Consider the following 24,249-nt stretch of genomic DNA (forward strand, 5'->3'; position numbering starts at 1 on the left):
GGGAGCGAAGCTCCGGCCCGCGTCGCCGCGATGGCGGCTCAGTCCGCGACGCTCCACTCGGTGAGCTGCCCGGCCACCGACCGGTCACCGTCGACCCGGACGTCGGCCAGCGGGATCCGCCGGTAGAGCGCCAGGACCAGGTCACTCGCGGTGCCGTGGAGCCGGGTGACCGGCTCACCGCTGGCCGGTGGGTCCGCCTTGGCGCCGGATGGGGACAGATCGAGCGTCCAGGACGGGCCCTCGATCGCCTGGAACGCCACCCGGGCCGGGCGATGTGGCCAGGCACCGAGCGAACCCAGGCCGACCTGGAGGAACTCGCTGACACCGTCGACCGCGACGGCGGCCGGCAGCGGCTCCGCCTTACCGATCGCCTCCTGCGCGTCGTAGGCGTGCACGGCGGCCTCCTGCACCTGGTGCCGGGCGACCGCGCCGGAGGTCAGCGGCGCGTCGGAAGCGCCCCACCACGCCCAGCAGGGGGTGTCGGGACCGGCGTCACGCAGCGCCGCCACCAGCAGCCCGGTCGACGTGGCGGACCACTCCACCAGGTCACCGTGCGGCTGCCGGTCGCCGAGCTGATCGGCGGAGGGCGGCCCGGAGTCGTCACCGGCGGCGACCGCCGCGGCCCAGAACCGGTGCACGCCCCCCAGATGGGCGACCAGATCGGTGAGCGACCAGTCGGGGCAGCCGGGAACGGTGACGGCCAGGTCCGGCGCGGCGGCGACGGCCTCCCGGAACGCCGCCGACCGTCCCTCGATCAGCGCGAGCAGCTCGGGGAATGGCGGTGTCGAAGTCATACCCGGTTTCTATCACCGGGGTACGACAAAGGGCGGCCGCATGATCGCGGACCGCCCCTCGTGCCGTACGAAAAACCAGGTCAGACGTTGAAGCCGAGCGCCCGGAGCTGGTCGCGGCCGTCGTCGGTGATCTTGTCGGGGCCCCACGGCGGCAGCCACACCCAGTTGATCCGGAAGTCGTCGACGAGCCCGCCACCCGGGCCGGTGGTCAGCGCCTGGCGGGTCTGGTCCTCGATGACGTCGGTCAGCGGGCAGGCCGCCGAGGTCAGCGTCATGTCGATGGTGACCACGTTGTCGTCGTCCACGTGGGTGCCGTAGACCAGGCCCAGGTCGACGACGTTGATGCCCAGCTCGGGGTCGACGACGTCCTTCATCGCCTCCTCGACGTCGGCGGTCGACGCCTTCGGCTTGTTCGAGGCGCCGGCCGCGGCGACCGGCGCACCCTCGGCGGAGCCACCATCGGCGGAGCCATCATCGGCAACCGAGTCCGAGTCGGCGGCCGGGCCGATCGGGGTGCTGTCGGCGGGTCCCCCACCGGAGACCGAGTCCGAGGCGACGGCGTCGGCCCCGGCCACGTCGGCGCCCACCGCGGCGTCCGCGGCCGACGGCGCATCCGAACCGAAGGCCGCGTCCGGCGAGGCCGACACGCTCACCGACGGCGTCTGCACCGGCTCACCGGCCTCGGCAGCGGCGGCCCGCTCCTCGGCGAGCCAGTCCGGCACCTCTTCCCCGGCGCCGGGGGCGGCTCCGGAAGCCGGAGCCGTGGCGACGGTCCGGGCAGTATCCACATGGTCAGTCATGCCTTCACCTCCGGGCTCGCGCCCACGTCCACACCAGCGCGCGCCGCCGCGTCCTTGAACGCCATCCACGGCAGCAACGCGCACTTCACCCGTGCCGGGAACTTGGCCACCCCGGCGAAGGCGATCCCGTCGCCGAGAACCTCCTCGTCCGGTTCGACCTGGCCACGGCTCTGCATCAGCTCCACGAACGCGTGGTGGATCTCCGAGGCCGCAACCGCGTCCTTACCCGCCAGCAGCTCGTACAACACCGAGGCCGAGGCCTGGCTGATCGAGCATCCGAGACCGTCGTACGAGATGTCCGCCAGATCGGCCGACACCCGCACGGTGATCTCGTCACCGCAGGTGGGGTTGACGTGGTGCGCCTCGCCGTCGAACGGGTCCCGCAGACCGCGCCCGTGCGGGTTCTTGTAATGGTCCAGGATGATCTCCTGGTAGAGACCGTCGAGCATCAGCCGAACACCTTCCGGACCTGGTCGAGCCCACGCGCGAGCGCGTCGATCTCCGCCGTGGTCGTGTAGAGGTAGAACGAGGCCCGGGTCATCGCGGGCACGCTGAACCGCGAGCACACCGGCCGCGCGCAGTGGTGCCCGACCCGCACCTCGACGCCGAGCGCGTCCAGGATCTGTCCCACGTCGTGCGGGTGTACCCCGTCGACGCCGAACGACACCGTACCGCCCCGGCCCTCGATCGTCGCCGGGCCGAAGATCCGCACGTCGGGCACCGACGAGAGCGCGTCCAGCGCGTACCGCGTGATGTCCTGCTCGTGCTGGTGGATCGCCTCCATGCCGAGCCCGGTGAGGTAGTCGACCGCCGCGCCCAGGCCGATGGCCTCGGTGATCGGCGGGGTGCCGGCCTCGAACCGCGCGGGAGGCGCGGCGAAGGTCGTGCCGCCCATGGTGACCGTCTCGATCATCGAACCGCCGGCCAGGAACGGCGGCATCTGCGACAGCAGGTCGAACCGGCCCCACAGGACGCCGATGCCGGTCGGGCCGAGCATCTTGTGCCCGGTGAACGCGATCAGGTCGGCGCCGAGGGAGCCCACCGCGAGGGGCAGGTGCGGCACCGACTGCGAACAGTCGAGCATCAGCAGGGCACCGACGGCCCTGGAACGCGCCGAGATCCGGGACACGTCGTTGACCGTGCCGAGCACGTTCGACATGTGCACCAGCGAGACGATCTTCGTCCGCTCGGTGATCAGGGCGTCCAGGTTCGACTCGTCCAGACGGCCCTCGTCGGTGATGCCGAACCAGCGCAGGGTCGCGCCGGTCCGCTCGCAGAGCAGCTGCCACGGCACCAGGTTGGAGTGATGCTCCATCTCGGAGATCACCACCTCGTCGCCCGGCCCGAGACGCAGCATCTGCCCCAGGGAGTAGGCGGCCAGGTTGATCGCCTCGGTGGAGTTCTTGGTGAACACCACCTCGTCCGGGCTCGCCGCACCGATGAAGGTCGCGATGCGGGCCCGGGCACCCTCGTAGGCCTCGGTCGACTCGGTGCCGAGCGTGTGCACGGAGCGGGACACGTTGCCGTTGTACCGCTCCTGGTGCGCACGCATGACGTCGAGCACCTGAACCGGCTTCTGCGAGGTGTTGGCGCTGTCCAGGTAGACCAGCGGGTGGCCGTTGACCTCCCGCTGGAAGATCGGGAAGTCCTTACGGACCCGCTCGACGTCGAAGCTCATCAGTTAACCCCTCAGGCCCTGACCTTGTACTTGTCGTAACCCTGGGCCTCGAGCTGCTCGCCGAGCTCCGGGCCACCCTCTTCGACGATCCGGCCGCCGACGAAGACGTGCACGAAGTCCGGCTTGATGTAGCGCAGGATCCGGGTGTAGTGGGTGATCAGCAGGAAGCCGGTCTCCCCGGTCGCGCGGACCCGGTTGACACCCTCGCTGACGATCCGCAGCGCGTCGATGTCGAGACCGGAGTCGGTCTCGTCGAGGATCGCGACCTTCGGCTTGAGCAGCTCGAGCTGCATGATCTCGTGACGCTTCTTCTCACCACCGGAGAAGCCCTCGTTCACGTTGCGCTGGGCGAAAGCCGGATCCATCTCCAGCTTCTCCATGGCGGTACGCAGTTCGCCGGCCCAGGTGCGCAGCTTGGGCGCCTCGCCGTCGATCGCGGTCTTGGCGGTACGCAGGAAGTTCGCCACCGAGACGCCGGGCACCTCGACCGGGTACTGCATGGCCAGGAAGAGGCCGGCCCGGGCGCGCTCGTCGACGCTCAGCTCGAGCACGTCCACGCCGTCGAGGGTCACCGAACCGCCGGTGATCTCGTACTTCGGGTGGCCGGCGATCGAGTAGGCGAGGGTCGACTTACCGGAGCCGTTGGGACCCATGATGGCGTGGGTCTCGCCGGCCTTCACGGTCAGGTCGACACCGTTCAGGATCGGCTTCAGCTCGCCCTCGGGCAGCTTCACCGAAACCTGCAGGTCGCGGATCTCCAGGGTGCTCACGGCTCTACTCCATTACTCGGTGTCGTCGAAACGTAGATGTCGCCGTCGCGGATCTCGACGGCGTAGACCGCCACCGGGGTGAAGGCGGGCGGTCCGGAGGGTTCGCCGGTGCGCAGGTCGAAACGGGAGCCGTGCAGCCAGCACTCCAGCGTGCACCCGTCCACCTCCCCCTCGGAGAGGGCCACGGAGGCGTGGCTGCACTCGTCGCGGACGGCGTAGAACTGATCGTCGTCGGCGTGGACCACCGCGATCTCGACACCGTCGACCTCCACCTGGAGGGCGGTGCCCTTCGCGACGTCCGACACCGGGCCGACGTTCTCGAAAGCCACTACTGACCTGCCTCGACCAGACGAGCCTCGATGGCGTCGCCGAGCCGCTCACGCAGCGCCTCGACCGGGATCTTGTTGATCAGCTCGGCGAAGAAGCCGCGGACCACCAGCTTGCGGGCCTCCCCCTCGGGGATGCCGCGAGCCATCAGGTAGAACAGCTGCTCATCGTCGAAACGGCCGGTCGCGCTGGCGTGCCCGGCGCCGGCGATCTCGCCGGTCTCGATCTCCAGGTTGGGTACGGAGTCCGCGCGCGCCCCGTCGGTGAGGAGCAGGTTCCGGTTGATCTCATACGTGTCGGTGCCGGTGGCGGCGGCCCGGATCAGCACGTCGCCGACCCAGACGGTGTGCGCCGACTTCCCCTGGAGCGCCCCGCGGTAACCCACGTAGCTGCGGCAGTCCGGCACCGAGTGGTCGACCAGCTGGCGGTGCTCGTGGTGCTGGCCGGAGTCGGCGAAGTACAGGCCCCACAGCTCGGCGTCGCCGCCGCGCCCCGCATATTCCACCGAGGCGAACTGGCGCACCAGGTCGCCGCCCAGGGTGACCTGGAGGTGCTGGACGCGGGCGTCCCGGCCGACCACGAACTTGATGTGCTGCGCCTGAACCGCGTCCCGGTCCCACTCGGCGAGCGTGACGAAGGTCAGCTGGGCGCTGTCGCCGATCACGACCTCGATGTTGTCGGCCAGGGTGACCGAGCCGGTCTGCTCCAGGATGATCGTCGCCTTGGCGAACGCGCCCACCTTGACGAAGGTGCGCGCGGCCGCGGCGTCGCCGCCCTTGCCGACCAGCCGGATGACCACGGGCTGGGCCGGCTCGGCCTCGGGCGCCACCTCGATCACGGTGACACCGGCGGCCGAGCCGTACGCCAGGGCGCTGACCCGGTCGAACGGGGTGAGCACCGGGTCCACGTCGTCCGCGTCCGACACCGTCACACCGGCGGGGAGGTCGCCGTACTCTCGCGAAGGAGCCGCCCCGCTCAGCGACGTGGCGGTGACCAGGTCACGCAGCCGCTTGAGCGGGGTGAATCGCCACTCCTCCTCCAGGCCGTCGAGGGCCGGGAAGTCGGTGACGTCGAAGGAGCGCAGCACCTGCGACTTGGTGCTCGGCGGGGCGATGGCCTCGGTAGTCATTTCGTCCTTTTAAGTCCGCGTTCTAAGGGGGTCGGCCGGGCGGGTGATTAACCCACGGCCCCTTCCATCTGGAGCTCGATGAGGCGGTTCAGCTCCAGCGCGTACTCCATCGGGAGCTCCTTGGCGATCGGCTCGATGAAGCCGCGCACGATCATCGCCATCGCCTCGTCCTCGGTCAGACCGCGGCTCATCAGGTAGAAGAGCTGGTCCTCGCTGACCTTGGAGACGGTCGCCTCGTGGCCCATGTTGACGTCGTCCTCACGGATGTCGACGTACGGGTACGTGTCCGACCGGGAGATCGTGTCGACCAGCAGCGCGTCGCACTTGACCGTGCTCTTCGAGTGCGACGAGCCCTCCAGCACCTGCACCAGACCGCGGTACGACGTACGGCCACCGCCCCGGGCGATCGACTTGGAGATGATCGTCGAGGAGGTGTGCGGCGCGGCGTGCACCATCTTGGCGCCGGAGTCCTGGTGCTGGCCCTCGCCGGCCATGGCGATCGAGAGGACCTCGCCCTTGGCGTGCGGGCCGGTCATGTAGACGGCCGGGTACTTCATGGTCACCTTGGAGCCGATGTTGCCGTCGACCCACTCCATGGTCGCGCCCTCTTCGCAGGTGGCACGCTTGGTGACCAGGTTGTACACGTTGTTCGACCAGTTCTGGATCGTCGTGTACCGCACGCGGGCGTTCTTCTTCACGACGATCTCGACGACCGCGGAGTGCAGCGAGTCGGACGAGTAGATCGGCGCCGTGCAGCCCTCGACGTAGTGGATGTAGCTGCCCTCGTCGGCGATGATCAGGGTCCGCTCGAACTGGCCCATGTTCTCCGTGTTGATCCGGAAGTAGGCCTGCAGCGGGATGTCCACGTGCACGCCCTTCGGCACGTAGATGAAGGAGCCACCGGACCAGGTCGCGGTGTTCAGCGCGGCGAACTTGTTGTCACCGACCGGGATGACGGTGCCGAAGTACTCCTTGAAGAGCTCCTCGTGCTCCCGCAGCGCGGTGTCGGTGTCCAGGAACAGGACGCCCTGCTGCTCCAGGTCCTCACGGATCGCGTGGTAGACGACCTCGGACTCGTACTGCGCGGCGACACCGGCGACCAGACGCTGCTTCTCCGCCTCCGGGATGCCCAGCTTGTCGTACGTCGCCTTGATGTCCTCGGGCAGGTCCTCCCACGAGGTGGCCTGCTTCTCCGTGGACCGCACGAAGTACTTGATGTTCTGGAAGTCGATCCCGGTCAGGTCGGCGCCCCAGTTCGGCATCGGCTTGCGGCCGAACAGGCGCAGGCCCTTGAGCCGGAGGTTGAGCATCCACTCCGGCTCGCTCTTCAGCGCGGAGATGTTGCGCACCACCGCCTCGGACAGACCACGCTGGGCGGTGGCGCCCGCGGTGTCGGTGTCGGCCCAGCCGTACTCGTACCGACCAAGAGCGGCGAGGTGCTCTTCCTGAGTGACGATCTGGTCAGTCATGTATCTGTCCTAACCGTGATTGCGGTGGTTTGCGGACCGCGTGCCGGAATGTGCGTGGTGCACACCCCGTCGCCGTGCGCAATGGTGGCGAGGCGCTGCACGTGGGTGCCGATGAGCCGGGAGATGACTTCGGTCTCGGCGTCGCACAGCTGAGGGAACTCGGCAGCCACGTGAGCCACCGGGCAGTGATGTTGGCACAGCTGCCCGCCGGACGCGATCGTCGAGGCGCTGGCAGCGTAACCCTCGGCGGTAAGCACCTCGGCAAGAGCCTCGGCACGGGCGATCGGATCGTCGCCGGCCTCGAGCAACGCCGTCTCGCAGCGCTCCTCGAGTGCCTTGACCTGGGCGGCGGCGAAGGCGGAGACGGCCTCCGGACCGTGCTGCTGAGAGATCCAGCGCAGCGCGGCGGTGGCGATGCCGTCGTAGTGATGCGGATTGAGATCCTCGCGGGCGGCGGCGGTCAGGACGAAGGCCTTCGCCGGGCGGCCACGGCCGCGGGGCTTGTCGTTACGCAGCTCGCGGGTCTCGACGAGACTCTCGGCGAGCATCGCGTCGAGGTGTTTGCGGATGGCGGCTGGACTCAGGCCCAGGGCGGCGCCGAGCTCGGCCGCGGTCGTGGCGCCACGCTTCAGCAGGAGCTGCGCGACACGGTCACGGGTGCGACCGTCGGCCGCGGCGGCCGGAGCCGTCACGCCGATCTGGATCAGCACCTCGTTTTTCACTACGCCAACGTTACGTATTTCCTCCGAACCCTGCAAACCGGCCCCCGGTGATCCACCCCACCGCCTACCGGAGCTGCGAAAATCAAGATCGGCAGCGAGCGTACGATGCGCGGGGTGAAGTCCTCCACGGAGCGCCTGACGTCCGCTTTCCTGGCCTCCCGCCCCGTCCGGTGGTGCGGGTCCTCGCTGCGCGGACTGGCGCTGGCCTCGGTGGTCGCCAACATCGGCATCATCGTCACCGGCGCGGCGGTGCGGCTCACCAAGTCCGGGCTCGGCTGCCCCACCTGGCCCCGGTGCACCGACGACTCCTACGTGTCGACCCCCGAGATGGGGATCAACGGCGCCATCGAGTTCGGCAACCGGCTGCTCACCTTCGTCCTCGTGGCGATCGCCGTGGCCTGCTTCCTCGGCGCCCTGGCCCGCCGCCGGCGCTCACTGACCCGGCTGTCGGTCGCGGTCGCGCTCGGCATCCCCGGGCAGGGCGTCATCGGCGGCATCACGGTGCTCACCAACCTCAACCCGTGGGTGGTCGGCCTGCACTTCATCCTCTCGATCGCCCTGATCGCCGGGGCGTTCGCGCTCTGGCGCCGGGTGGACGAGGGCGACGGCGACCCGGTGCCGCTGGTGCCGGCCCCGATCCGGCAGCTCGCGTGGGTCACGACCGCGGCCAGCCTCGCGGTGATCGCCGCCGGCGTGGTGGTGACCGGCAGCGGCCCGCACTCCGGCGACCAGGGCGCCAAGCGCAACAACCTCGACCCGCAGCAGGTCTCGCAGGTCCACGCCGACCTGGTCTTTCTGCTGATCGGGCTGACCGTGGCGCTGTGGTTCGCGCTGCGCGCGGTGAACGCCCCGGCGGCCGCGATCCGGGCGGCGGCGGTGCTGTTCTGGGTCGAGATGAGCCAGGGGCTGATCGGCTTCGTGCAGTACTTCACACATCTGCCGGTCGCGCTGGTCGCCGCCCACATGCTCGGTTCCGGCCTCGTGTGGGTCGCCACGCTGTCGGTCCTGTGGTCGCTGCGCTCCCGGCCGGCCGTCACCACCCCGCCGACGGCACCCCGGCCCGTCCCCTCCCCAGCCGCCGAGCCCGTCGCCGCCCCCTGACCACCCCACAGCCCTCCCCACCCGCAGCCCTCCCCACCCGCAGCCCTCCCGGCCTAGGCCTCCCGACCCTCGGCCTTCCCCGCCTTCGGCCGATCCCGCCCTCGCCCCTCCCCGCCTTCGGCCCTCCCCGCCTTCGGCCGGCCCCGTCCTCGGGCCTTCCCACCCGCTGCCTTCCCCGCCCTCGGCCTTTCCGCCCTTGGCGCTCCCCGCAAGCGACCACCCGCCGCCCGCCCCTGCCGCCCTTGCCACCAACGGCCATCTCTCCGTCGCGGCCCTCGCTCGCCTGCCATCAACTCCCCAAGATCACCCGGTAGAGACGCCCGCCGGGCGATCTTGCAGAGTTTCGGCACTCCGGCACACCGGCACACCGGCACACCGGCACACCGGCACACCGGCACACGATCGCCGCACCGAGCACCCGATCGGGCGTTGATGTTGACTGCCGACACACCGCTCACGCCGAACTCCACAAGATCCACAGGGCGGCGTCTGATTTCGGGGTGCAGCCGGTGGCCGCCGATCTTGCACGGCTGGCCGTCACCGCTGTCTCGCAACCCTTGAAACAGCGGTGGGGACCAGCCAACAAGATCCAGCTGGCTGCCACCGCTGCCTCAACACACCCGAAACAGCGGTGAGGACCAGCCAACAAGATCCAGCTGGCTGCCACCGCTGCCTCAGCACGCCTGAAACAGCGGTGAGGACCAGCCAGGCTTGATCCACCGTTGTTGCGTAGACAGTCCCGATCGACATCTCGGGGGCGAGGACGCGAACTCGAACCCGGACGCGGAGACGGACAGAGGCGGCAGCGAGGCCGAACGCGAGAATCGAACCGGACGCAAGAACCAAGCCGGACAAACGGGGCGCGAGAGCAGGCGCGCGAGTCGATCCGAGCCGGATGGGAAGCGGGACGAGACGCGGGGCGCGACATCAAGCGCGCAGGCCGATCCGGCCCGGGCGGGAAGGAGGGCTGGACGCGGGTGGGAGATCAGGCGCGCGAGCCGATCCGAGCCGGGCGGGAAGCGGGGCCGGACGCTGGGCGGGAGATCAGACGGGCGCGGCCCGCGGGGCGCGAGACCGGTTGGGAGCGCGAAGCTGGACGCGAAAGCGCGTGGTGCCCGGCGATCGCCGAGCACCACGCGCTGGTGTCGCGTTCTGTCAGATGCGGGCGAGGATCGCGTCGGCGAGCCGATCGGCGGCACCCGGCGCGTGCCGCAGGAAGAGCGACGGCTCGGTCAGCTCCAGTTCGATGAGCGTAGGCGTGCCGTCCGGCCCGGGGATGAGGTCGACCCGGGCGTAGAGCAGGTGTTTGACACCGCCGGGAACGACGTCGAGCACCCGTGCCGCCAGCTCGAGCTCGGCCGGTGACGGCGTCCGCGCGGTGATCCGCTCCGAGTCGAGGTCCACCGTGACGTCACCCCGGACGGTGAGCATCGCGGACTTGCGGATGCCGTGGCTGAAGCTCAGGCGCCCGGTCGCGTCCGGGGTGCACAGCACCGCGGTCTCACCGGCGGTGTCCACCGCGGACAGGTAGGGCTGGATCATCGCGGTCCGCCCGGCCGAGGTGAGCCGCCGGACGTGCGCGGTGGCGTCGGCGAGCTGGCCGGGCAGCAGATAACGGGCGGTGTCCCGGCTGCCGGCGCTGACCGTCGGCTTGACGACCCACTCGCCGTCGGCCGGAGGCGTCCAGGTCTGCCCGGGGCCGACGAACTCGGTCGGGATGATCGGGATCCCGGCGGCCGCCAGCTCGTTCAGGTAGCGCTTGTCGGTGTTCCACGTGACGACGTCGGCCGGGTTGGCGAGCCGTGGGACGGAGCGGGCCCACGCCACGAACTCGTCGCGACGGTCGGTGTAGTCCCATGGGGACCGGAGAACCACGAGGTCGTAGACGGACCAGTCGGCCGCCGGGTCGTCCCAGCAGACCGCGTCGACGGCCACCCCGCGCTCGCGGAGCGCGTCACGCAGGAGGCGGTCGTCGTCCCACAGGTCGGGGAAGTCCTTCGAGGTGACCAGCGCGACCCGTGAGTCACGGCCCATCAGCGGGCCATGCTCCGGCGCGACATGGAACGCCACAGGTCGTTGCTGGGCCGCATCTGCTCCAGGAGCTCGCGCTCCCACTCGTTCTCCACCTGAACACCCGCGTGGTCACACGCCTCGCGCGCGACACCGGTGTCCGGGGCGAACTGGTCGGACCACTCGCCGTCCTCTCCGACGAGGACGATGCGGGCGCCGCGCTTACCGACGTACTCGATCACCGCCTTCGCGCCGCCGTGTCCGGCGGCGAAAGACTTGATCTCGGAGGTCAGTGTCGTAACGGAACCTTCTGCCATGCTGCGCAGCCTAAGCAGTCAAGGACGCCACGGTGTGCACTCCGATCGCTTTTTGTGACTCCAATTACCTGCAGGTTTCAAGATTCTGCCGCATGTTATGAGCATATTACGCCCGATTTGTGCTCGCAGCGGGAATCCGCCCAACGAGTGACGGACAGTGACCCCCAGTACTGACAATCCGGGCATCCTGTGCGACGGGTCAGATCAGAGCGTCAACCGCGATGGCCATGAAGACCACCGTGAGGTACGTGATCGACAGGTGGAACAGGCGCATCGGCTTGACCGCCGTGCCCCCGCCCTCCTGCCGTGCCAGGCGGATCGCCTCGAAGAGGAAGACGGCGCCCATGATGATCGCCGTGACCCCGTAGACCGGCCCGAGACCCAGCGGCCACGCGACGAGCGAGGCGACCACGGTGAGGACGGTGTAGAGGATGATCTCGAAGTTGACCCGCTTCATCGAGCGGACCACCGGCAGCATCGGAATGCCGGCGCGGGCGTAGTCGTCCTTGTACTTCACGGCGAGCGCATAGAAGTGCGGCATCTGCCAAAAGAAGACAATCGCAAAAAGCGCCCACGCCATCGGCGGGATGGTGTTCGTGACGGCGGCCCAGCCGATCACCACGGGAGCCGCGCCGCACACTCCACCCCAGAACGTGTTGGCCGGGGTACGCCGCTTCAGCCAGAGCGTGTAGATGACGTCGTAGTAGAAGATGGAGAACGCCGTCAGCGCGGTCGCCAACCAGTTGGTGAGAAGCGCCATCAGCGCGACCGAGATCACAGCCAGTGTCAGGCCGAAGATCAGCACAGCACGCGGCGTCATCTGATTGGCCGGCAGCGGGCGTCGTTTCGTACGCCGCATCAGCTGGTCGATGTCGCGGTCGATGTAGCAGTTGAGAACGCTCGCCCCGCCGCCCGCCAGACCGCCGCCGACCAGCACGGCCGCGAAGGTGACCGGGTCGGGCCAGCCCTGGGCGGCCAGCATCATGGTCGGCACGGTGGTGACCAGGAGCAGTTCCACGATCTGCGGCTTGGTCAGGACGAGGTACGCCCGGAACACCGCAACCCAGCTCCGCCGTGCCTCGACGCGCTCCGCGCCATCGGGGCGATCGGCACCGCCGGGCGTCCGCCGTTGGACGGGACGCTCGGTGATCATGCTCACGGACAGCCACCTTCCGGCATCGCCTGTATTTCGCGGCCGTTGATCGGGTGATGACCCGGCCGCCAACCCGGACAGCCTACGCGTAGCCGTCTCCGCTGCTCGGGGCACCCGGCACGGGTGCAAGCGGTCACACCCGTCGAACCGGCGTGTCCGCTCACAGCGTATGTGCCTAGTGCGTTCGCTGCGCAGACGTTTAGGCCGACTGGATAGGGTCAAGCCGAAAAGGGTTCCATAATTTTGCCCGAGGAGCAGAACCGACGTGGCTGCCACAGATCCCGCTCTCAACTGGTCCGACCTCGACCGCAAGGCGGTGGACACCACCCGGGTCTTGGCCATGGACGCCGTGGAGAAGGCCGGCAACGGCCACCCCGGTACCGCCATGAGCCTGGCCCCGGCCGCCTACCTGCTGTTCAACCGAGTACTGCGGCACGACCCCACGGATCCGGAGTGGGCGGGCCGCGACCGCTTCGTGCTGTCCTGTGGTCACTCCAGCCTCACTCTCTACATTCAGTTGTTCCTCAACGGTTACAGCCTGTCGCTGGATGACCTGAAGGCACTGCGCCAGTGGGACTCGCTGACCCCCGGTCACCCGGAGTACGGGCACACCCCCGGCGTCGAGATCACCACCGGCCCGCTCGGCCAGGGCATCGGCAACGCGATCGGCATGGCCATGTCGGCCCGCCGGGTGCGCGGCCTGCTCGACGCGGACGCCCCGGCCGGCGAGTCGCCGTTCGACCACTACGTCTACTCGATCGCCTCGGACGGCGACATCGAGGAGGGCGTCAGCCACGAGTCGAGCGCCATCGCATCGGTGCAGAAGCTCGGCAACCTCGTGGTCATCTACGACGACAACGAGATCTCCATCGAGGACGACACCCGGATCGCCAAGAACGAGGACGTCGGCAAGCGCTACGAGGCGTACGGCTGGCACGTCCAGACCGTCGACTGGCGCAGCACCGAGCCGTACGTCGAGAACGTCGAGGAGCTCTGGAACGCGATCCAGGCCGCCAAGGCGGTGACCGACAAGCCGTCGTTCATCGTGCTGAAGACGGTCATCGGCTACCCGGCGCCGAAGAAGCAGAACACCGGCAAGATCCACGGTTCCGCCCTGGGCGCCGCCGAGATCACCGCGACCAAGGCGCTGATGGGTTTCGCCGACGAGCCGTTCGCGATCGACGACGAGGTCATCAAGCACGCGCAGCAGGTCGTCGAGCGTGGCCGGGAGGCCCGCGCCGCCTGGCAGCAGAAGTTCGACGCCTGGGCGGCCGGCAACACCGAGGGCAAGGCACTCTTCGACCGCCTCGCCTCCCGGACCCTCCCGGAGGGCTGGCACAAGGCGCTGCCCGAGTTCCCCGCGGACGAGAAGGGCCTGGCCACCCGCGCCGCGTCCGGCAAGGTCCTGGAGGCGCTGGCCCCGGTCCTGCCCGAGCTGTGGGGCGGTTCCGCCGACCTGGCGGAGAGCAACAACACCACGATGAAGGGTGAGCCGTCCTTCATCCCCGCGGAGTACGCGACCAAGGAGTTCCCCGGTCACGAGTACGGCCGCACGCTGCACTTCGGCATCCGCGAGCACGGCATGGGCTCGATCCTCAACGGCATCGCGGTGCACGGCGGCACCCGGCCGTACGGTGGCACGTTCCTGGTCTTCAGCGACTACATGCGCGGCGCGGTCCGCCTGTCCGCGCTGATGAAGCTGCCGGTCGTGTTCGTGTGGACGCACGACTCGATCGGTCTCGGCGAGGACGGCCCGACGCACCAGCCGATCGAGACGCTGACCGCCCTGCGGGCGATCGTCGGCCTCGACGTGGTCCGCCCGGCCGACGCCAACGAGACCGCGTGGGCCTGGCGTGGCGCCCTGGAGCACACCGACCGCCCGACCGCGCTCGCGCTGTCCCGGCAGAACCTGCCGACCGTCGACCGCTCGAAGTACGCGTCGGCCGAGGGCACCCTCAAGGGCGGTTACATCCTCTCCGAGGCGTCCGCGAGCGTGCCGCAGGTGATCCTGATCGCCAGCGGTTCCGAGGTGTCGATCGCGCTCACCGCCCAGGAGCGCCTGGAGGCCGAGGGCACCCCCACCCGGGTCGTCTCGATGCCCTGCCAGGAGTGGTTCTTCCAGCAGGACACCGCCTACCAGCAGCAGGTGCTGCCGCACGGCGTGAAGGCCCGCGTGAGCGTCGAGGCCGGAATCCGGATGAGCTGGGACCGCCTGATCGGCGACGCCGGCGAGGCGGTCAGCATCGAGCACTACGGCGCCAGCGCCCCGGCGAAGGTCCTGTTCGAGCAGTTCGGGTTCACCGCTGACAACGTCGTCGCGAAGGCCCACGCCTCCCTCGCCAAGGTCGGCGAGATCACCGGTCACAAGACCGGCAACTGAACTTCTACCCCTTTCGATATTCAGGAGCTGAGGGAAATGACCGACAGGCTGGCTGAACTCTCCGCCCAAGGCGTGGCGGTATGGCTCGACGACCTCTCCCGGGTCCGGCTGACCAGCGGCTCGCTCGACAAGCTGCGCACCGAGCAGCACGTGGTCGGCGTGACGACCAACCCGAGCATCTTCCAGAAGGCGCTCTCCGACGCCGACGCCTACGACGAGCAGCTGCGCGACCTCGCCGCGCAGGGTGTGACGGTCGAGGAGGCGATCCGGCTGATGACCGCCAAGGACGTCCGCTGGGCGGCCGACATCTTCCGCCCGGCGTACGACGCGTCCAACGGCATCGACGGCCGCATCTCGATCGAGGTGGACCCGCGCAAGGCGCACGAGACCGGGTCCACCGTCGCCGAGGCGAAGACGCTGTGGTGGCTGGTCGACCGGCCCAACCTCTACATCAAGATCCCGGCGACGCTGGCCGGCCTGCCCGCCATCACCCAGGTGCTGGCCGCGGGCATCAGCGTCAACGTCACGCTGATCTTCTCGGTCGAGCGGTACCGGGCGGTGATGGACGCCTTCCTGACCGGCCTGGAGCAGGCGAAGGCGAACGGCCACGACCTGTCCAAGATCGGTTCGGTCGCGTCGTTCTTCGTCTCGCGCGTGGACAGCGAGGTGGACAAGCGCCTCGACAAGATCGGCTCGGACGAGGCGAAGGCGCTCAAGGGCAAGGCGGCCATCGCCAACGCCCGGCTGGCGTACGAGGCGTACACCGAGGTCTTCGGCGGCGACCGCTGGAAGGCCCTGGCCGGCGCCGGCGCCCACCCGCAGCGCCCGCTCTGGGCGTCGACCGGCACGAAGAACCCGGAGTTCCTCGACACCATCTACGTCGAGGAGCTGATCGCGCCCGGCACGGTGAACACCATGCCGGAGCCGGTGATCTTCGCGTACGAGGACCACGGCACCACCCGCGGCGACACCGTCACCGGCAACTTCGCGGACGCCCACCAGGCCTTCAGCGACCTCGCGGCCGTCGGCATCGACTTCGCCGACGTGTTCAAGGTCCTCGAGGAGGAGGGCGTCGAGAAGTTCGAGGCGAGCTGGAACGAGCTGCTGGAGGGCGTCACCAAGTCCCTCAAGGCCGCCGCCTCCGGGGCTGACAACCCCAGCGACGCTGCCTGACGAGCACCATCAGCGGCCTGTCGCGGGGACTCCCGCGACAGGCCGCTCCGTCATCAAAAAACTGGCAGGATGGCAACGTGGGTAATCCGCTGCGCACCGCACAGGACCGTCGGCTTCCGCGGATCCCGGAGCCCTGTGCTCTGGTCATCTTCGGGGTCACCGGTGACCTGTCCCGAAAGAAGCTCATCCCGGCCGTGTACGACCTGGCCAACCGTGGTCTGCTTCCCCCCGGTTTCGTGGTGGTGGGCTTCGCCCGCGCCGACTGGGGTGACGGCAGTTTCGAATCGCTCGCCTACGCCGCCGCCAAGAAGGGGGCCCGGACGCCCTGGCGCGAGGACGTCTGGCAGCGGCTCAGCAGTCAGATCCACTTCGTCCCCGGCTCGTTCGACGACGACGGCGACTTCGACAGGCTCGCCGAGACTCTCGACGATCTGCGGGTCCGCAACGGCATCGCCGGCAGCACCGCCTTCTACTTCTCCATCCCGCCGGCCGCGTTCCCGCTGGTGCTCAACCAGCTCAACCGCACCGGCATGGCCGACCCGTCGAAGACCGGCGGCTGGCGCCGGGTCGTGGTGGAGAAGCCGTTCGGTCACGACTTCTCCAGCGCGGTGCAGCTCAACCAGCTCGTCGACGACGTGTTCATCCCGGAGGACGTCTTCCGGATCGACCACTACCTCGGCAAGGAGACGGTCCAGAACATTCTGGCCCTGCGCTTCGCGAACAGCCTGTTCGAGCCGGTATGGAACTCGAAGTACGTCGACAGCGTGCAGATCACCATGGCCGAGGACGTCGGCATCGGCACCCGCGCGGCGTTCTACGACGCCTCCGGCGCCGCCCGCGACGTCCTGCAGAACCATCTGCTCCAGCTGCTGGCCCTGGTGGCCATGGAGGAGCCGACGAGCTTCGACCCCCAGGAGGTACGAGCGGAGAAGCTCAAGGTCCTCAAGGCGATCGCACTGCCGGCCGACATCAACACCGGTTCCGTCCGCGGGCAGTACCTTCCCGGCTGGGTGGCCGGTGAGCGTGCCGTCGGCTACCTGGAGGAGCCGAACATCCCGGCCGACTCCACCACCGAGACGTACGCCGCGGTCCGCCTCGGCATCCAGAACCGGCGCTGGGCCGGCGTCCCGTTCTACGTGCGGGTCGGCAAGCGGATGCCCCGCCGGGTGACCGAGATCGCGATCCTGTTCAAGCGGGCGCCGCACCTGCCGTTCGACCCGGCCGACGTGGAGATGCTGGGCCACAACCAGCTCGTCGTGCGGGTGCAGCCGGACGAGGGCGTGGTCCTCAAGTTCGGCTCCAAGGTGCCGGGCACCTCGATGGAGGTCCGCGACATCGCGATGGACTTCCAGTACGGCGAGGCGTTCACCGAGTCCAGCCCGGAGGCGTACGAGCGGCTGGTCCTGGACGTGCTGATCGGCGACCGGACGCTCTTCCCGGACGCGGCCGAGATCGAGCAGTCCTGGCGGGTCATCGACCCGTTGGAGGCCGCCTGGTCGGGCAACAAACCGGAGCCGTACCGGGCCGGCGAGTGGGGCCCGCGGGCCTCCGACGAGATGCTGGCACGCGAAGGCCGTACCTGGAGGCGGGCATGATCGGTCTGTGGGACACCACCGGTAACGAGGTCGTCAAGGCACTGGCCGCGGAGCGGCGCAGCGCCGGCGGCGTGGCCTCGGGCCTGGCGCTGACACTGATCGCGGTGGTCGAGGAGAAGAAGGTCCGGGAGGCCGAGGCGGCAGCCACCATCGCCGCCGCGGCGCACCCCTGCCGGCTGCTCATCGTGGTCCGCTCCGACATGGAGGGCCGCAGCCGGCTGGACGCCGAGATCGTCGTGGGCGGGCGTCTCGGCCCGGCCGAGGCCGTCGTCATGCGGATGTACGGCCGTCTCGCGCTGCACGCCGAGTCGGTCGTGATGCCGCTGCTCGCCCCGGACGTCCCGGTGGTGACGTGGTGGCACCAGGATCCGCCGAACATGATCGCCAACGACTTCCTCGGCGTCGTCTCCGAGCGCCGGATCACCGACAGCGCCCAGGCGCCGGACCCGGTGGCCGCGCTCCGGCAGCGGGCCGTCGACTACGCGCCCGGCGACACCGACCTCACCTGGACCCGGATCACGCTGTGGCGGTCCCTGGTGGCCGGCGCGTTCGACAGCACCGAGGCCCGGGTGACCGGCGCGACGATCGTGGCGCCCGACCGTGACCCGACGGCCTGGCTGATGCTGGGCTGGCTCAAGTCGCGGCTCGGCATCGAGCCGGTGCTGGAGCACACCGACCGGTCGCCCCGTCTGCACTCGGTGGAGTTGCAGTGCGAGAACGGCGACTGTGTCCGGGTCACCCGCGAGGAGGGCACGGCCCTGTTCAGCCGCACCGGCCAGGAGGACCGTTACATGCCGCTGCCGAAGCGGCCGGTCGGCGATGAGCTGGCCGAGGAGCTGCGCCGGCTCGACGCCGACCAGATCTACGCGGACGCGCTCGGCGCCATGGCCGGACTGTCCGGTCTGGACCATCGCAACCCGGCCCGGGTGCACGTCTGGAAGGATCCGGCCATGGCCGCGATCGCCAGTTCCGTTGCCTGACATCCATTGATCGAGGCCGTCCGCCGCTCCGCGGCGGGCGGCCTCGCGCATGAGGGAGAGACCCCATTGAGTGAGACCGTGGTCGTGGTGGTTCCGGACGCCGACATCCTGGCGTCCACGGTGGCGGCACGGCTCGCCATCAAGATCATCGACGCGCAGGCGGTGCACGGTTCGGCGAGCGTGGTGCTGACCGGCGGGCGGGTCGCGGCGAAGGTGCTGCGCTCGGTGCGGGAGCTGCCCGCCTCCGCCGCGATCGACTGGTCCCGGGTGGACCTGTGGTGGGGGGACGAGCGGTTCCTGCCGTCCGGTGACCCGGACCGCAACGAGACCCAGGCGCGCGAGGCCCTGCTGGACAAGCTGCCGCTCGACCCGGCCCGCGTGCACGCCATGCCGGCCTCCGACGGCCCGGACGGCGAGGACGCGATCGCGGCCGCCGCCCGGTACGCCGCCGATCTGGCCACCGCGGCCGATCCAGGCTCGGCGGTGCCCCGCTTCGACGTGCTGATGCTCGGCGTCGGCGAGGACGGGCATGTGGCGTCGCTCTTCCCGGAACACCCGGTGCTCCAGGAGACCGGTGTCACGGCCGCCACCTTCGACAGCCCGAAACCGCCGCCCACGCGGGTCACCCTGACCCTGTCGACGATCCAGAGCGCCGACGAGGTGTGGCTGATCGCCGCCGGGCCGGACAAGGCGGCCCCGATCGGCACGGTGCTGTCCGGCGGGCATCTGCCGGCGGCGAGCGCGACGGGCGTACAGAAGACGCTCTGGCTCTTGGACCGCGCTGCCGCGGCGAACGTTCCCGCCCAGCCCTGACCCCGATGGTGCGGTGACCCGCGGCGCGAAGACCACCGCGGGTCAGCGCGCCGCGGTCACCGCGCCGCAGACTGGTTGCCCGGAGTCACCGCGCCGCGGGCCGACTACCCGGAGTCGACCGCACCGCGAGCCGACCGCCCGGAGTCGACCGCACCGCGAGCCGACCGCCCCCAAGTCACTGCGTCCTGGGCCGACCGTTGGGGGTCACCGCGGGAACCGCGGTGGTCTTCGAGCCGGACTCCGGCGTGGACGCGGCGGGCGGGGGTGACTTCGTGGAGGCCGACGGCGATTTCGACGGCGTCTGCGACGGCGCCGGCTCCGGGTTTGCGGGCGACGTGGTGCCAGGCGTGGAGGGCGGCGCGGTGACCACCGGATCGGCGGGCTGGACCGGCGGAGGTTCGGGTGAGCGGGGTCCCAGGGCCAGGGTCAGCGCCACGGCCGCGATCGCCACTCCGGCCGGCAGCGGCAGCCAGCGCCACAGACGCGACGGTTTGCGGGGTACGGCGACCGTCGGTGGGATCCCGAACCGCAGCCGCTCCTGGGTGATCTGACCGGCCCGGGCGGCCAGCGCGCCGCGCAGCCGCAGTTCCAACTCGTCGGTCATCGTTCCCCCAGTCGTGCGCGCAGGATCGACAGCGCGCGGTGCGCCGTCGATTTGACCGTGCCGCGCGAGACCCGCAGCGTGTCGGCGATCTCCCCCTCGGAGAGTTCCGACCAGTAGCGCAGCACCAGAACCTGGCGCTGCCGGGCGGTCAGGCCGCGCAGCGCCCCCAGCATCTCCCGGTCGCCCACCCCGAGCAGCGCCTCGTCCTCCGCCGCCGGAACGGCCTCCGGCGGCGGCGGAAGATAGGCGCGGGCGGTGCGGCGGCGGCGCAGCGCGGAGCGTGCCGCGTTGGTCACCCCGGTGGTGAGGTACGCGTTCGGATCCGTCACCCCGCGCAGATCGGGTCCGTGCCGCCGGTAGAGCGCGGTGAACACGTCCTGCACGATGTCCTCCGCGGTGGACAGGTCGTCCACCATCAGCACCGCCAGCCGCACCATGCTGAGCCGCCGGCTGTGGTAGAGCTCGTTGATCGCCGGCGGTGCGCCCGGGGCACCACGACCGCCCGCCCGCACGCCGGCGGAGAGTCCGCGCAGCCAGGCGAGCAGCGAAGGAATCGGCAGTACGGAGATCACAGGCGCCCCGGGGGTCGTATGGCGGGAACGAACGGTACCTTCCGGGTCAGCGCGAGCGCGACGGCGTGACGGCCGGCTTCGGCGCCTTGGTCGCGGCGGGCCCGGTGCCCGGCGTGACGGCGGGCTTCGCCGGAGCCGGGGTCGCGGCGGGTCCCTTGCCCGGGGTCGCGGCGGGCTTCGCCGGGGAGACGGTGGGCGCCGGCCCGGCGGTCGGCTTGTGGCCGGTGGCCGGGGACGTGGCCGGTGCCGCGGTCTCCTTGACCGACTTCGTGGGGGCGGGGGTGGCCGGCTCGGCGGTCGGCTTGTGGCCGGTGGCCGGGGACGTGGCCGGGGCCGGGGCCGGCTTGGCGTCGTCGGCGAACGCGGTGGCCGACAGACCGGCGATGCCCAGCACGGTCACAGCGCCGACGGTGAGGGCCAGGCCACGGGTGGAGATACGCATCTAGACACTCCATGCTCGTTGGTGTTGTCGCAGGAGTAGACGCGCGGCCGGCCGGAAGGTTGGCGCCTCGCTTGTGACGTGAGACACAGATCTAGGCTTCGAGGCATGCAGCCGATCATTCGCGCCTACCGGCCCACCGACCTCGACGCGATCTATGACATCTGCGTGCGTACCGCCGCCGCGGGGGGTGATGCCCGCGGCCGGCACACCTCGGACCGCATGCTCGGCGACGTGTGGGCGGTGCCGTACGTGACCCGTGAGCCGGAACACGCGCACGTGCTCGACGACGGGACGGGCGCCGCGGTCGGCTACATCCTGGGGACGGCGGACACCGCGGCGTTCGTCGAGTGGTTCCGCAAGGAGTGGATCCCGGCGACGGCCGGCCGGTTCGCCGCGGACGACCCGCGTGACCGGGACCTGGCCGCGGTGTTCAACGCGCCGGAGAAGATGCTGCGGCCGGAGTTCACCGGCTACCCCGCCCACCTGCACATCGACCTGCTGCCCGAGTGGCAGGGCCGGGGCCACGGCCGCGGGCTGATGGCGGCCTTCCTCGCCGGGCTGCGCGCCGCCGGTGTGGAGGGGGTGCATCTCGGCATGGCCGCCGAGAACGAGGGCGCCTACACGTTCTACCGCAAGCTGGGCTTCCACGACATCCCGGTGCCCGACCCGGGTGCCCGGTTCGTGGGGCGTGACACCGGCCCGCTCTGAGGTGCCACTGATGGGCTGACCGAGGTGCCACTGATGGGCCACCGGGGGTGCCGTTGAACGGCTGACCGGGGTGCCGTTGAAGGGCTGACCGGCCGTTCTGCCCGGCCGGTCAGCCGTCGATCATTCGCCGCGGCGCTGACGCACCTTGGCGAGCGCCTCCGCGAGGATCGCCGCGGCGTCCTCCTCGGAGCGGCGCTCCTTCACATACGCCAGATGCGATTTGTACGGCTCGGTGCGCGCCCGGCCCGGCGGGGCGGACGGGTCGAGGCCGGCCGGTTGCCCGCACCGCGGACAGTCCCAGGTGTCGGGGTTCGCCGCCTCGGCCGCGAACCAGATGATGCTGTCGTGACCGGCCGCGCAGTAATAGGTCACCTGCCTGCGCGGTGCGGGTTCGCTGCGCTCGTCGGGTCGCATCGGGCTGGACCCGATACGGCTTCCACGGATAGCGCTGCCACTGGACACGGACGTCGCTCCTGTCTCGAGGGGCTTGTCGTGGGAGCCGTCCGGTCCCGGGGATCTCGCGAGGGGCAGCGCGAACCGGACAGCATGAACAAAAAACCGCACGGCCGGAAAAACCGGCCGCGCGGCAGATTGTACGACTACAGCGCGCTGTCAGGAAGCCAGCTGGACCTTCAGCCAGAAGCCCAGCCCGACAATGCAGGCGAACCAGATGATTCCCACCAGAACGGTGTAGCGGTCGAGGTTCTTCTCCGCCACCGAGGAGCCGGCGAGGCTGGAGGTGACGCCGCCACCGAACATGCTCGACATGCCGCCGCCCTTGCCACGGTGCAGAAGGATCAGCAGGGTCAGCAGAATGCTGGTGATGATCAGCAACACGATCAACGTGTAAGCGAACGCGATCGGCATCGTCGGGTTCATTCCTCTCGAAGGGCAACAGCCGTCCCACAATAGCGGGTGCCCGGCCGGAACATACGGCCGGGCACGCACAAATTACTCTCAGCGCTGGACGTGCTCCGGGAAACGCACGATGGAGGCGAACTCCTCGGCGTCCAGACTCGCACCGCCGACCAGGGCGCCGTCCACATCGGGCTTCGCCATGATCTGCGCGATGTTGCCCGACTTGACCGACCCGCCGTACTGGATACGGACCACGTCGGCCACCTCGGCACCGAACTTCTCCAGCAGCCGGCCCCGGATCGCGCCACAGACCTCCTGGGCGTCCTCCGGCGTCGCGGTCTTGCCGGTGCCGATCGCCCACACCGGTTCGTACGCGATGACGATCTGCTTGAGCTGCTCGGTCTTGAGCCCCTCCAGACCGGCGTCCACCTGGGCGAGCACGTGCTCGACCTGGTTGCCGGCCTCACGGATCGCCAGGCCCTCGCCGACGCAGAAGATCGGCACGAGACCGGCCGCGAACGCCGCCTTGTTCTTCGCGTTGATCAGCTCGTCGGACTCGTTGTGGTACTCCCGGCGCTCGGAGTGCCCGACCACCACGTAGGTGGCGCCCAGCTTCGCCAGGAAGGCACCGGCGATCTCGCCCGTGTACGCCCCACCGGCGTGCTGCGAGATGTCCTGAGCGCCGTACACGATCGCCAGTTTGTCGCCCTCGATCGCGGTCTGCACGGTGCGCAGATCGGTGAACGGGGGCAGCACCACGGTCTCGACCGCGGTCAGCTGCTCGACGGTCAGGCTCGCGGCCAGCTTCTGCACCAGGAGATTGGCCTCGTAGTGGTTGAGGTTGCTCTTCCAGTTACCGGCGATGATCGGCTTGCGGGTCACGTCACCCATCACTTCTCCAGAGCGGCGACGCCCGGCAGCGTCTTGCCTTCGAGGTACTCCAGGGACGCGCCCCCACCGGTGGAGATGTGACCGAACGCCGACTCGTCGAGGCCGAGCGTGCGCACCGCGGCCGCGGAGTCACCGCCGCCGACGACCGAGAAGCCGTCGATCTTGGTGATCGCCTCGGCCACGCCACGGGTACCCGCGGCGAACGGCGCCAGCTCGAACACGCCCATCGGGCCGTTCCAGAAGACCGTCTTCGCGCCCGCGACGGCGGAGGCGAAGAGCTCGGTCGACTTCGGGCCGATGTCCAGGCCGAGCCGGTCCGCCGGGATCTCCGAGACGGCCACCACGTCGTGCGTGGCGTCGGCGGAGAACTCGGTGGCGGCCACCACGTCGACCGGCAGGACGATCCGACCGTCGGCCTGCGCGAGCAGGTCGGCGCAGACGGCGACCATCTCGGCCTCGAGCAGCGACTTGCCGACCTCGTGGCCCTGGGCCTTGAGGAAGGTGAAGCACATGCCGCCGCCGACGAGCAGCTTGTCGACCTTGGGCAGCAGCGCCTGGATGACGGCGAGCTTGTCGGAGACCTTCGAGCCGCCGAGCACGACGACGTAGGGCTGCTCCGGGCTCTGCGACACCTTGCGGAGGACCTCGACCTCTTTCAGGACGAGACCACCGGCGTAGTGCGGCAGGCGGGCCGGCACGTCGAACACCGAGGCGTGCTTGCGATGCACCGCGCCGAACGCGTCGTCGACGTAGAAGTCGGCGAACGCGGCCAGCTGGTCCGCGAAGGCGCCGCGCTCGGCGTCGTCCTTCGAGGTCTCGCCGGCGTTGAAGCGCAGGTTCTCCAGCAGCAGCACCTGGCCGTCCTGGAGAGCCGCGACGGCCTCGGTGGCGGCCGGGCCGACGGTGTCGTCGGCGAAGACGACGGTGGACCCGAGCAGCTCGCCCAGCCGCGTGGCGACCGGC

At 70.0% G+C, this 24,249-nt stretch carries 26 protein-coding genes; 7 read left to right on the forward strand and 19 right to left on the reverse strand.

All coding sequences use genetic code 11. The features are described 5' to 3' along the window. Positions 1 to 38: 38 nt before the first annotated feature. The 9 genes from BC793_RS43475 to BC793_RS43515 form a co-directional block, all read right to left on the reverse strand. Positions 39 to 794, reverse strand: coding sequence for a maleylpyruvate isomerase family mycothiol-dependent enzyme (locus tag BC793_RS43475; RefSeq protein ID WP_109602490.1), 756 nt, complete (start codon positions 792 to 794; stop codon positions 39 to 41). 80 nt (positions 795 to 874) lie between these two features. Beyond that, on the reverse strand, positions 875 to 1,303 hold the full coding sequence (locus tag BC793_RS43480) for a metal-sulfur cluster assembly factor (RefSeq protein WP_109602520.1): 429 nt from the start codon (positions 1,301 to 1,303) through the stop codon (positions 875 to 877). 287 nt (positions 1,304 to 1,590) lie between these two features. Beyond that, complete coding sequence (gene sufU, locus BC793_RS43485) at positions 1,591 to 2,046, reverse strand: Fe-S cluster assembly sulfur transfer protein SufU (protein WP_109602521.1); 456 nt, start codon at positions 2,044 to 2,046, stop codon at positions 1,591 to 1,593. Continuing rightward, on the reverse strand, positions 2,043 to 3,272 hold the full coding sequence (locus BC793_RS43490) for a cysteine desulfurase (protein ID WP_109602491.1): 1,230 nt from the start codon (positions 3,270 to 3,272) through the stop codon (positions 2,043 to 2,045). The genes sufU and BC793_RS43490 overlap by 4 nt, the downstream gene beginning before the upstream one ends. A gap of 11 nt (positions 3,273 to 3,283) precedes the next feature. Continuing rightward, the gene (gene sufC / locus BC793_RS43495) at positions 3,284 to 4,042 is read right to left on the reverse strand and encodes a Fe-S cluster assembly ATPase SufC (protein ID WP_109602492.1); all 759 of its coding nucleotides are present in this window, start codon (positions 4,040 to 4,042) and stop codon (positions 3,284 to 3,286) included. Then, positions 4,039 to 4,371, reverse strand: coding sequence for a Rieske (2Fe-2S) protein (locus BC793_RS43500; RefSeq protein ID WP_109602493.1), 333 nt, complete (start codon positions 4,369 to 4,371; stop codon positions 4,039 to 4,041). The genes sufC and BC793_RS43500 overlap by 4 nt, the downstream gene beginning before the upstream one ends. Beyond that, positions 4,371 to 5,498 (reverse strand): Fe-S cluster assembly protein SufD, encoded by a 1,128-nt coding sequence (gene sufD, locus BC793_RS43505; protein ID WP_109602494.1) that lies wholly within the window; start codon positions 5,496 to 5,498, stop codon positions 4,371 to 4,373. Before sufD ends, BC793_RS43500 begins: the two co-directional genes overlap by 1 nt. A gap of 47 nt (positions 5,499 to 5,545) precedes the next feature. Continuing rightward, the gene (gene sufB, locus BC793_RS43510; RefSeq protein ID WP_109602495.1) at positions 5,546 to 6,967 is read right to left on the reverse strand and encodes a Fe-S cluster assembly protein SufB; all 1,422 of its coding nucleotides are present in this window, start codon (positions 6,965 to 6,967) and stop codon (positions 5,546 to 5,548) included. Further along, entirely contained in the window at positions 6,964 to 7,689 is a 726-nt protein-coding gene (locus BC793_RS43515; RefSeq protein WP_109602496.1) for a helix-turn-helix transcriptional regulator, read from the reverse strand. Before BC793_RS43515 ends, sufB begins: the two co-directional genes overlap by 4 nt. A 114-nt stretch (positions 7,690 to 7,803) precedes the next feature. On the opposite strand from BC793_RS43515, the gene BC793_RS43520 reads away from it, so the two are divergent. Then, positions 7,804 to 8,790, forward strand: a complete 987-nt coding sequence (locus BC793_RS43520; RefSeq protein ID WP_373871312.1) for a COX15/CtaA family protein — start codon at positions 7,804 to 7,806, stop codon at positions 8,788 to 8,790. A 1,155-nt stretch (positions 8,791 to 9,945) separates the two neighbouring features. Here the strand turns inward: BC793_RS43520 and BC793_RS43525 are convergent. The 3 genes from BC793_RS43525 to BC793_RS43535 form a co-directional block, all read right to left on the reverse strand. Continuing rightward, on the reverse strand, positions 9,946 to 10,824 hold the full coding sequence (locus BC793_RS43525) for an ATP-grasp domain-containing protein (protein ID WP_109602498.1): 879 nt from the start codon (positions 10,822 to 10,824) through the stop codon (positions 9,946 to 9,948). After that, a complete protein-coding gene (locus BC793_RS43530) occupies positions 10,824 to 11,117 on the reverse strand; it encodes a hypothetical protein (RefSeq protein WP_093610417.1) in 294 nt (97 codons plus the stop codon). Before BC793_RS43530 ends, BC793_RS43525 begins: the two co-directional genes overlap by 1 nt. A 199-nt stretch (positions 11,118 to 11,316) precedes the next feature. After that, on the reverse strand, positions 11,317 to 12,276 hold the full coding sequence (locus BC793_RS43535) for a heme o synthase (RefSeq protein ID WP_373871314.1): 960 nt from the start codon (positions 12,274 to 12,276) through the stop codon (positions 11,317 to 11,319). Positions 12,277 to 12,535: 259 nt separating this feature from the next. Here BC793_RS43535 and tkt point away from each other — a divergent pair, with 259 nt between their 5' ends. From tkt to pgl, 5 genes are all read left to right on the forward strand, one after another. Next, on the forward strand, positions 12,536 to 14,650 hold the full coding sequence (gene tkt / locus BC793_RS43540; protein WP_109602500.1) for a transketolase: 2,115 nt from the start codon (positions 12,536 to 12,538) through the stop codon (positions 14,648 to 14,650). A 36-nt stretch (positions 14,651 to 14,686) separates the two neighbouring features. Next, complete coding sequence (gene tal, locus BC793_RS43545; protein ID WP_109602501.1) at positions 14,687 to 15,823, forward strand: transaldolase; 1,137 nt, start codon at positions 14,687 to 14,689, stop codon at positions 15,821 to 15,823. A gap of 77 nt (positions 15,824 to 15,900) precedes the next feature. Continuing rightward, positions 15,901 to 17,418, forward strand: a complete 1,518-nt coding sequence (gene zwf / locus BC793_RS43550) for a glucose-6-phosphate dehydrogenase (protein ID WP_109602502.1) — start codon at positions 15,901 to 15,903, stop codon at positions 17,416 to 17,418. Beyond that, on the forward strand, positions 17,415 to 18,398 hold the full coding sequence (locus BC793_RS43555; protein ID WP_109602503.1) for a glucose-6-phosphate dehydrogenase assembly protein OpcA: 984 nt from the start codon (positions 17,415 to 17,417) through the stop codon (positions 18,396 to 18,398). Before zwf ends, BC793_RS43555 begins: the two co-directional genes overlap by 4 nt. Before the next feature lie 66 nt (positions 18,399 to 18,464). Beyond that, the gene (pgl, locus tag BC793_RS43560; protein WP_109602522.1) at positions 18,465 to 19,211 is read left to right on the forward strand and encodes a 6-phosphogluconolactonase; all 747 of its coding nucleotides are present in this window, start codon (positions 18,465 to 18,467) and stop codon (positions 19,209 to 19,211) included. 175 nt (positions 19,212 to 19,386) lie between these two features. Here pgl and BC793_RS43565 read toward each other — a convergent pair whose 3' ends face one another. Genes BC793_RS43565 through BC793_RS43575 form a run of 3 tightly spaced genes read right to left on the reverse strand, consistent with a single transcriptional unit; the run spans position 19,387 to position 20,829 of the window. Beyond that, positions 19,387 to 19,815: a hypothetical protein gene (locus BC793_RS43565; protein ID WP_109602504.1), complete on the reverse strand. Its 429-nt coding sequence runs from the start codon at positions 19,813 to 19,815 to the stop codon at positions 19,387 to 19,389. After that, positions 19,812 to 20,387, reverse strand: coding sequence for an RNA polymerase sigma factor (locus BC793_RS43570; protein WP_109602505.1), 576 nt, complete (start codon positions 20,385 to 20,387; stop codon positions 19,812 to 19,814). The genes BC793_RS43565 and BC793_RS43570 overlap by 4 nt, the downstream gene beginning before the upstream one ends. Positions 20,388 to 20,433: 46 nt before the next feature. Further along, positions 20,434 to 20,829 (reverse strand): hypothetical protein, encoded by a 396-nt coding sequence (locus tag BC793_RS43575; RefSeq protein WP_109602506.1) that lies wholly within the window; start codon positions 20,827 to 20,829, stop codon positions 20,434 to 20,436. A 105-nt stretch (positions 20,830 to 20,934) separates the two neighbouring features. Between BC793_RS43575 and BC793_RS43580 the strand changes: the two genes are divergently transcribed. Continuing rightward, positions 20,935 to 21,537: a GNAT family N-acetyltransferase gene (locus tag BC793_RS43580; protein WP_109602507.1), complete on the forward strand. Its 603-nt coding sequence runs from the start codon at positions 20,935 to 20,937 to the stop codon at positions 21,535 to 21,537. Positions 21,538 to 21,657: 120 nt separating this feature from the next. On the opposite strand, the gene BC793_RS43585 is transcribed toward BC793_RS43580, so the two are convergent. The 4 genes from BC793_RS43585 to BC793_RS43600 form a co-directional block, all read right to left on the reverse strand. Continuing rightward, a complete protein-coding gene (locus tag BC793_RS43585) occupies positions 21,658 to 21,999 on the reverse strand; it encodes an RNA polymerase-binding protein RbpA (protein ID WP_109602508.1) in 342 nt (113 codons plus the stop codon). A gap of 150 nt (positions 22,000 to 22,149) precedes the next feature. Next, positions 22,150 to 22,404, reverse strand: a complete 255-nt coding sequence (gene secG / locus BC793_RS43590; protein WP_109602523.1) for a preprotein translocase subunit SecG — start codon at positions 22,402 to 22,404, stop codon at positions 22,150 to 22,152. A gap of 90 nt (positions 22,405 to 22,494) precedes the next feature. Next, positions 22,495 to 23,286: a triose-phosphate isomerase gene (tpiA, locus tag BC793_RS43595; protein ID WP_109602509.1), complete on the reverse strand. Its 792-nt coding sequence runs from the start codon at positions 23,284 to 23,286 to the stop codon at positions 22,495 to 22,497. Then, positions 23,286 to 24,249: phosphoglycerate kinase (locus BC793_RS43600; RefSeq protein ID WP_109602510.1), on the reverse strand; the 964-nt coding region annotated here is incomplete at its 5' end. The genes tpiA and BC793_RS43600, both read right to left, overlap by 1 nt.

The sequence above is a fragment of the Actinoplanes xinjiangensis genome, assembly GCF_003148685.1.
GTDB lineage: Bacteria > Actinomycetota > Actinomycetes > Mycobacteriales > Micromonosporaceae > Actinoplanes > Actinoplanes xinjiangensis.

Bases quoted from the DNA above. Each gene is read 5' to 3' on its own strand.
- BC793_RS43490 (WP_109602491.1), bottom strand. From the start codon at position 3,272: ATGAGCTTCGACGTCGAGCGGGTCCGTAAGGACTTCCCGATCTTCCAG.
- BC793_RS43525 (WP_109602498.1), bottom strand. From the start codon at position 10,824: ATGGGCCGTGACTCACGGGTCGCGCTGGTCACCTCGAAGGACTTCCCC.
- BC793_RS43565 (WP_109602504.1), bottom strand. From the start codon at position 19,815: ATGACCGACGAGTTGGAACTGCGGCTGCGCGGCGCGCTGGCCGCCCGG.
- sufB (WP_109602495.1), bottom strand. From the start codon at position 6,967: ATGACTGACCAGATCGTCACTCAGGAAGAGCACCTCGCCGCTCTTGGT.
- tpiA (WP_109602509.1), bottom strand. From the start codon at position 23,286: ATGGGTGACGTGACCCGCAAGCCGATCATCGCCGGTAACTGGAAGAGC.
- sufD (WP_109602494.1), bottom strand. From the start codon at position 5,498: ATGACTACCGAGGCCATCGCCCCGCCGAGCACCAAGTCGCAGGTGCTG.
- BC793_RS43580 (WP_109602507.1), top strand. From the start codon at position 20,935: ATGCAGCCGATCATTCGCGCCTACCGGCCCACCGACCTCGACGCGATC.
- BC793_RS43555 (WP_109602503.1), top strand. From the start codon at position 17,415: ATGATCGGTCTGTGGGACACCACCGGTAACGAGGTCGTCAAGGCACTG.
- BC793_RS43475 (WP_109602490.1), bottom strand. From the start codon at position 794: ATGACTTCGACACCGCCATTCCCCGAGCTGCTCGCGCTGATCGAGGGA.
- tal (WP_109602501.1), top strand. From the start codon at position 14,687: ATGACCGACAGGCTGGCTGAACTCTCCGCCCAAGGCGTGGCGGTATGG.
- secG (WP_109602523.1), bottom strand. From the start codon at position 22,404: ATGCCGATCGCGTTCGCTTACACGTTGATCGTGTTGCTGATCATCACC.
- BC793_RS43575 (WP_109602506.1), bottom strand. From the start codon at position 20,829: ATGCGTATCTCCACCCGTGGCCTGGCCCTCACCGTCGGCGCTGTGACC.
- BC793_RS43530 (WP_093610417.1), bottom strand. From the start codon at position 11,117: ATGGCAGAAGGTTCCGTTACGACACTGACCTCCGAGATCAAGTCTTTC.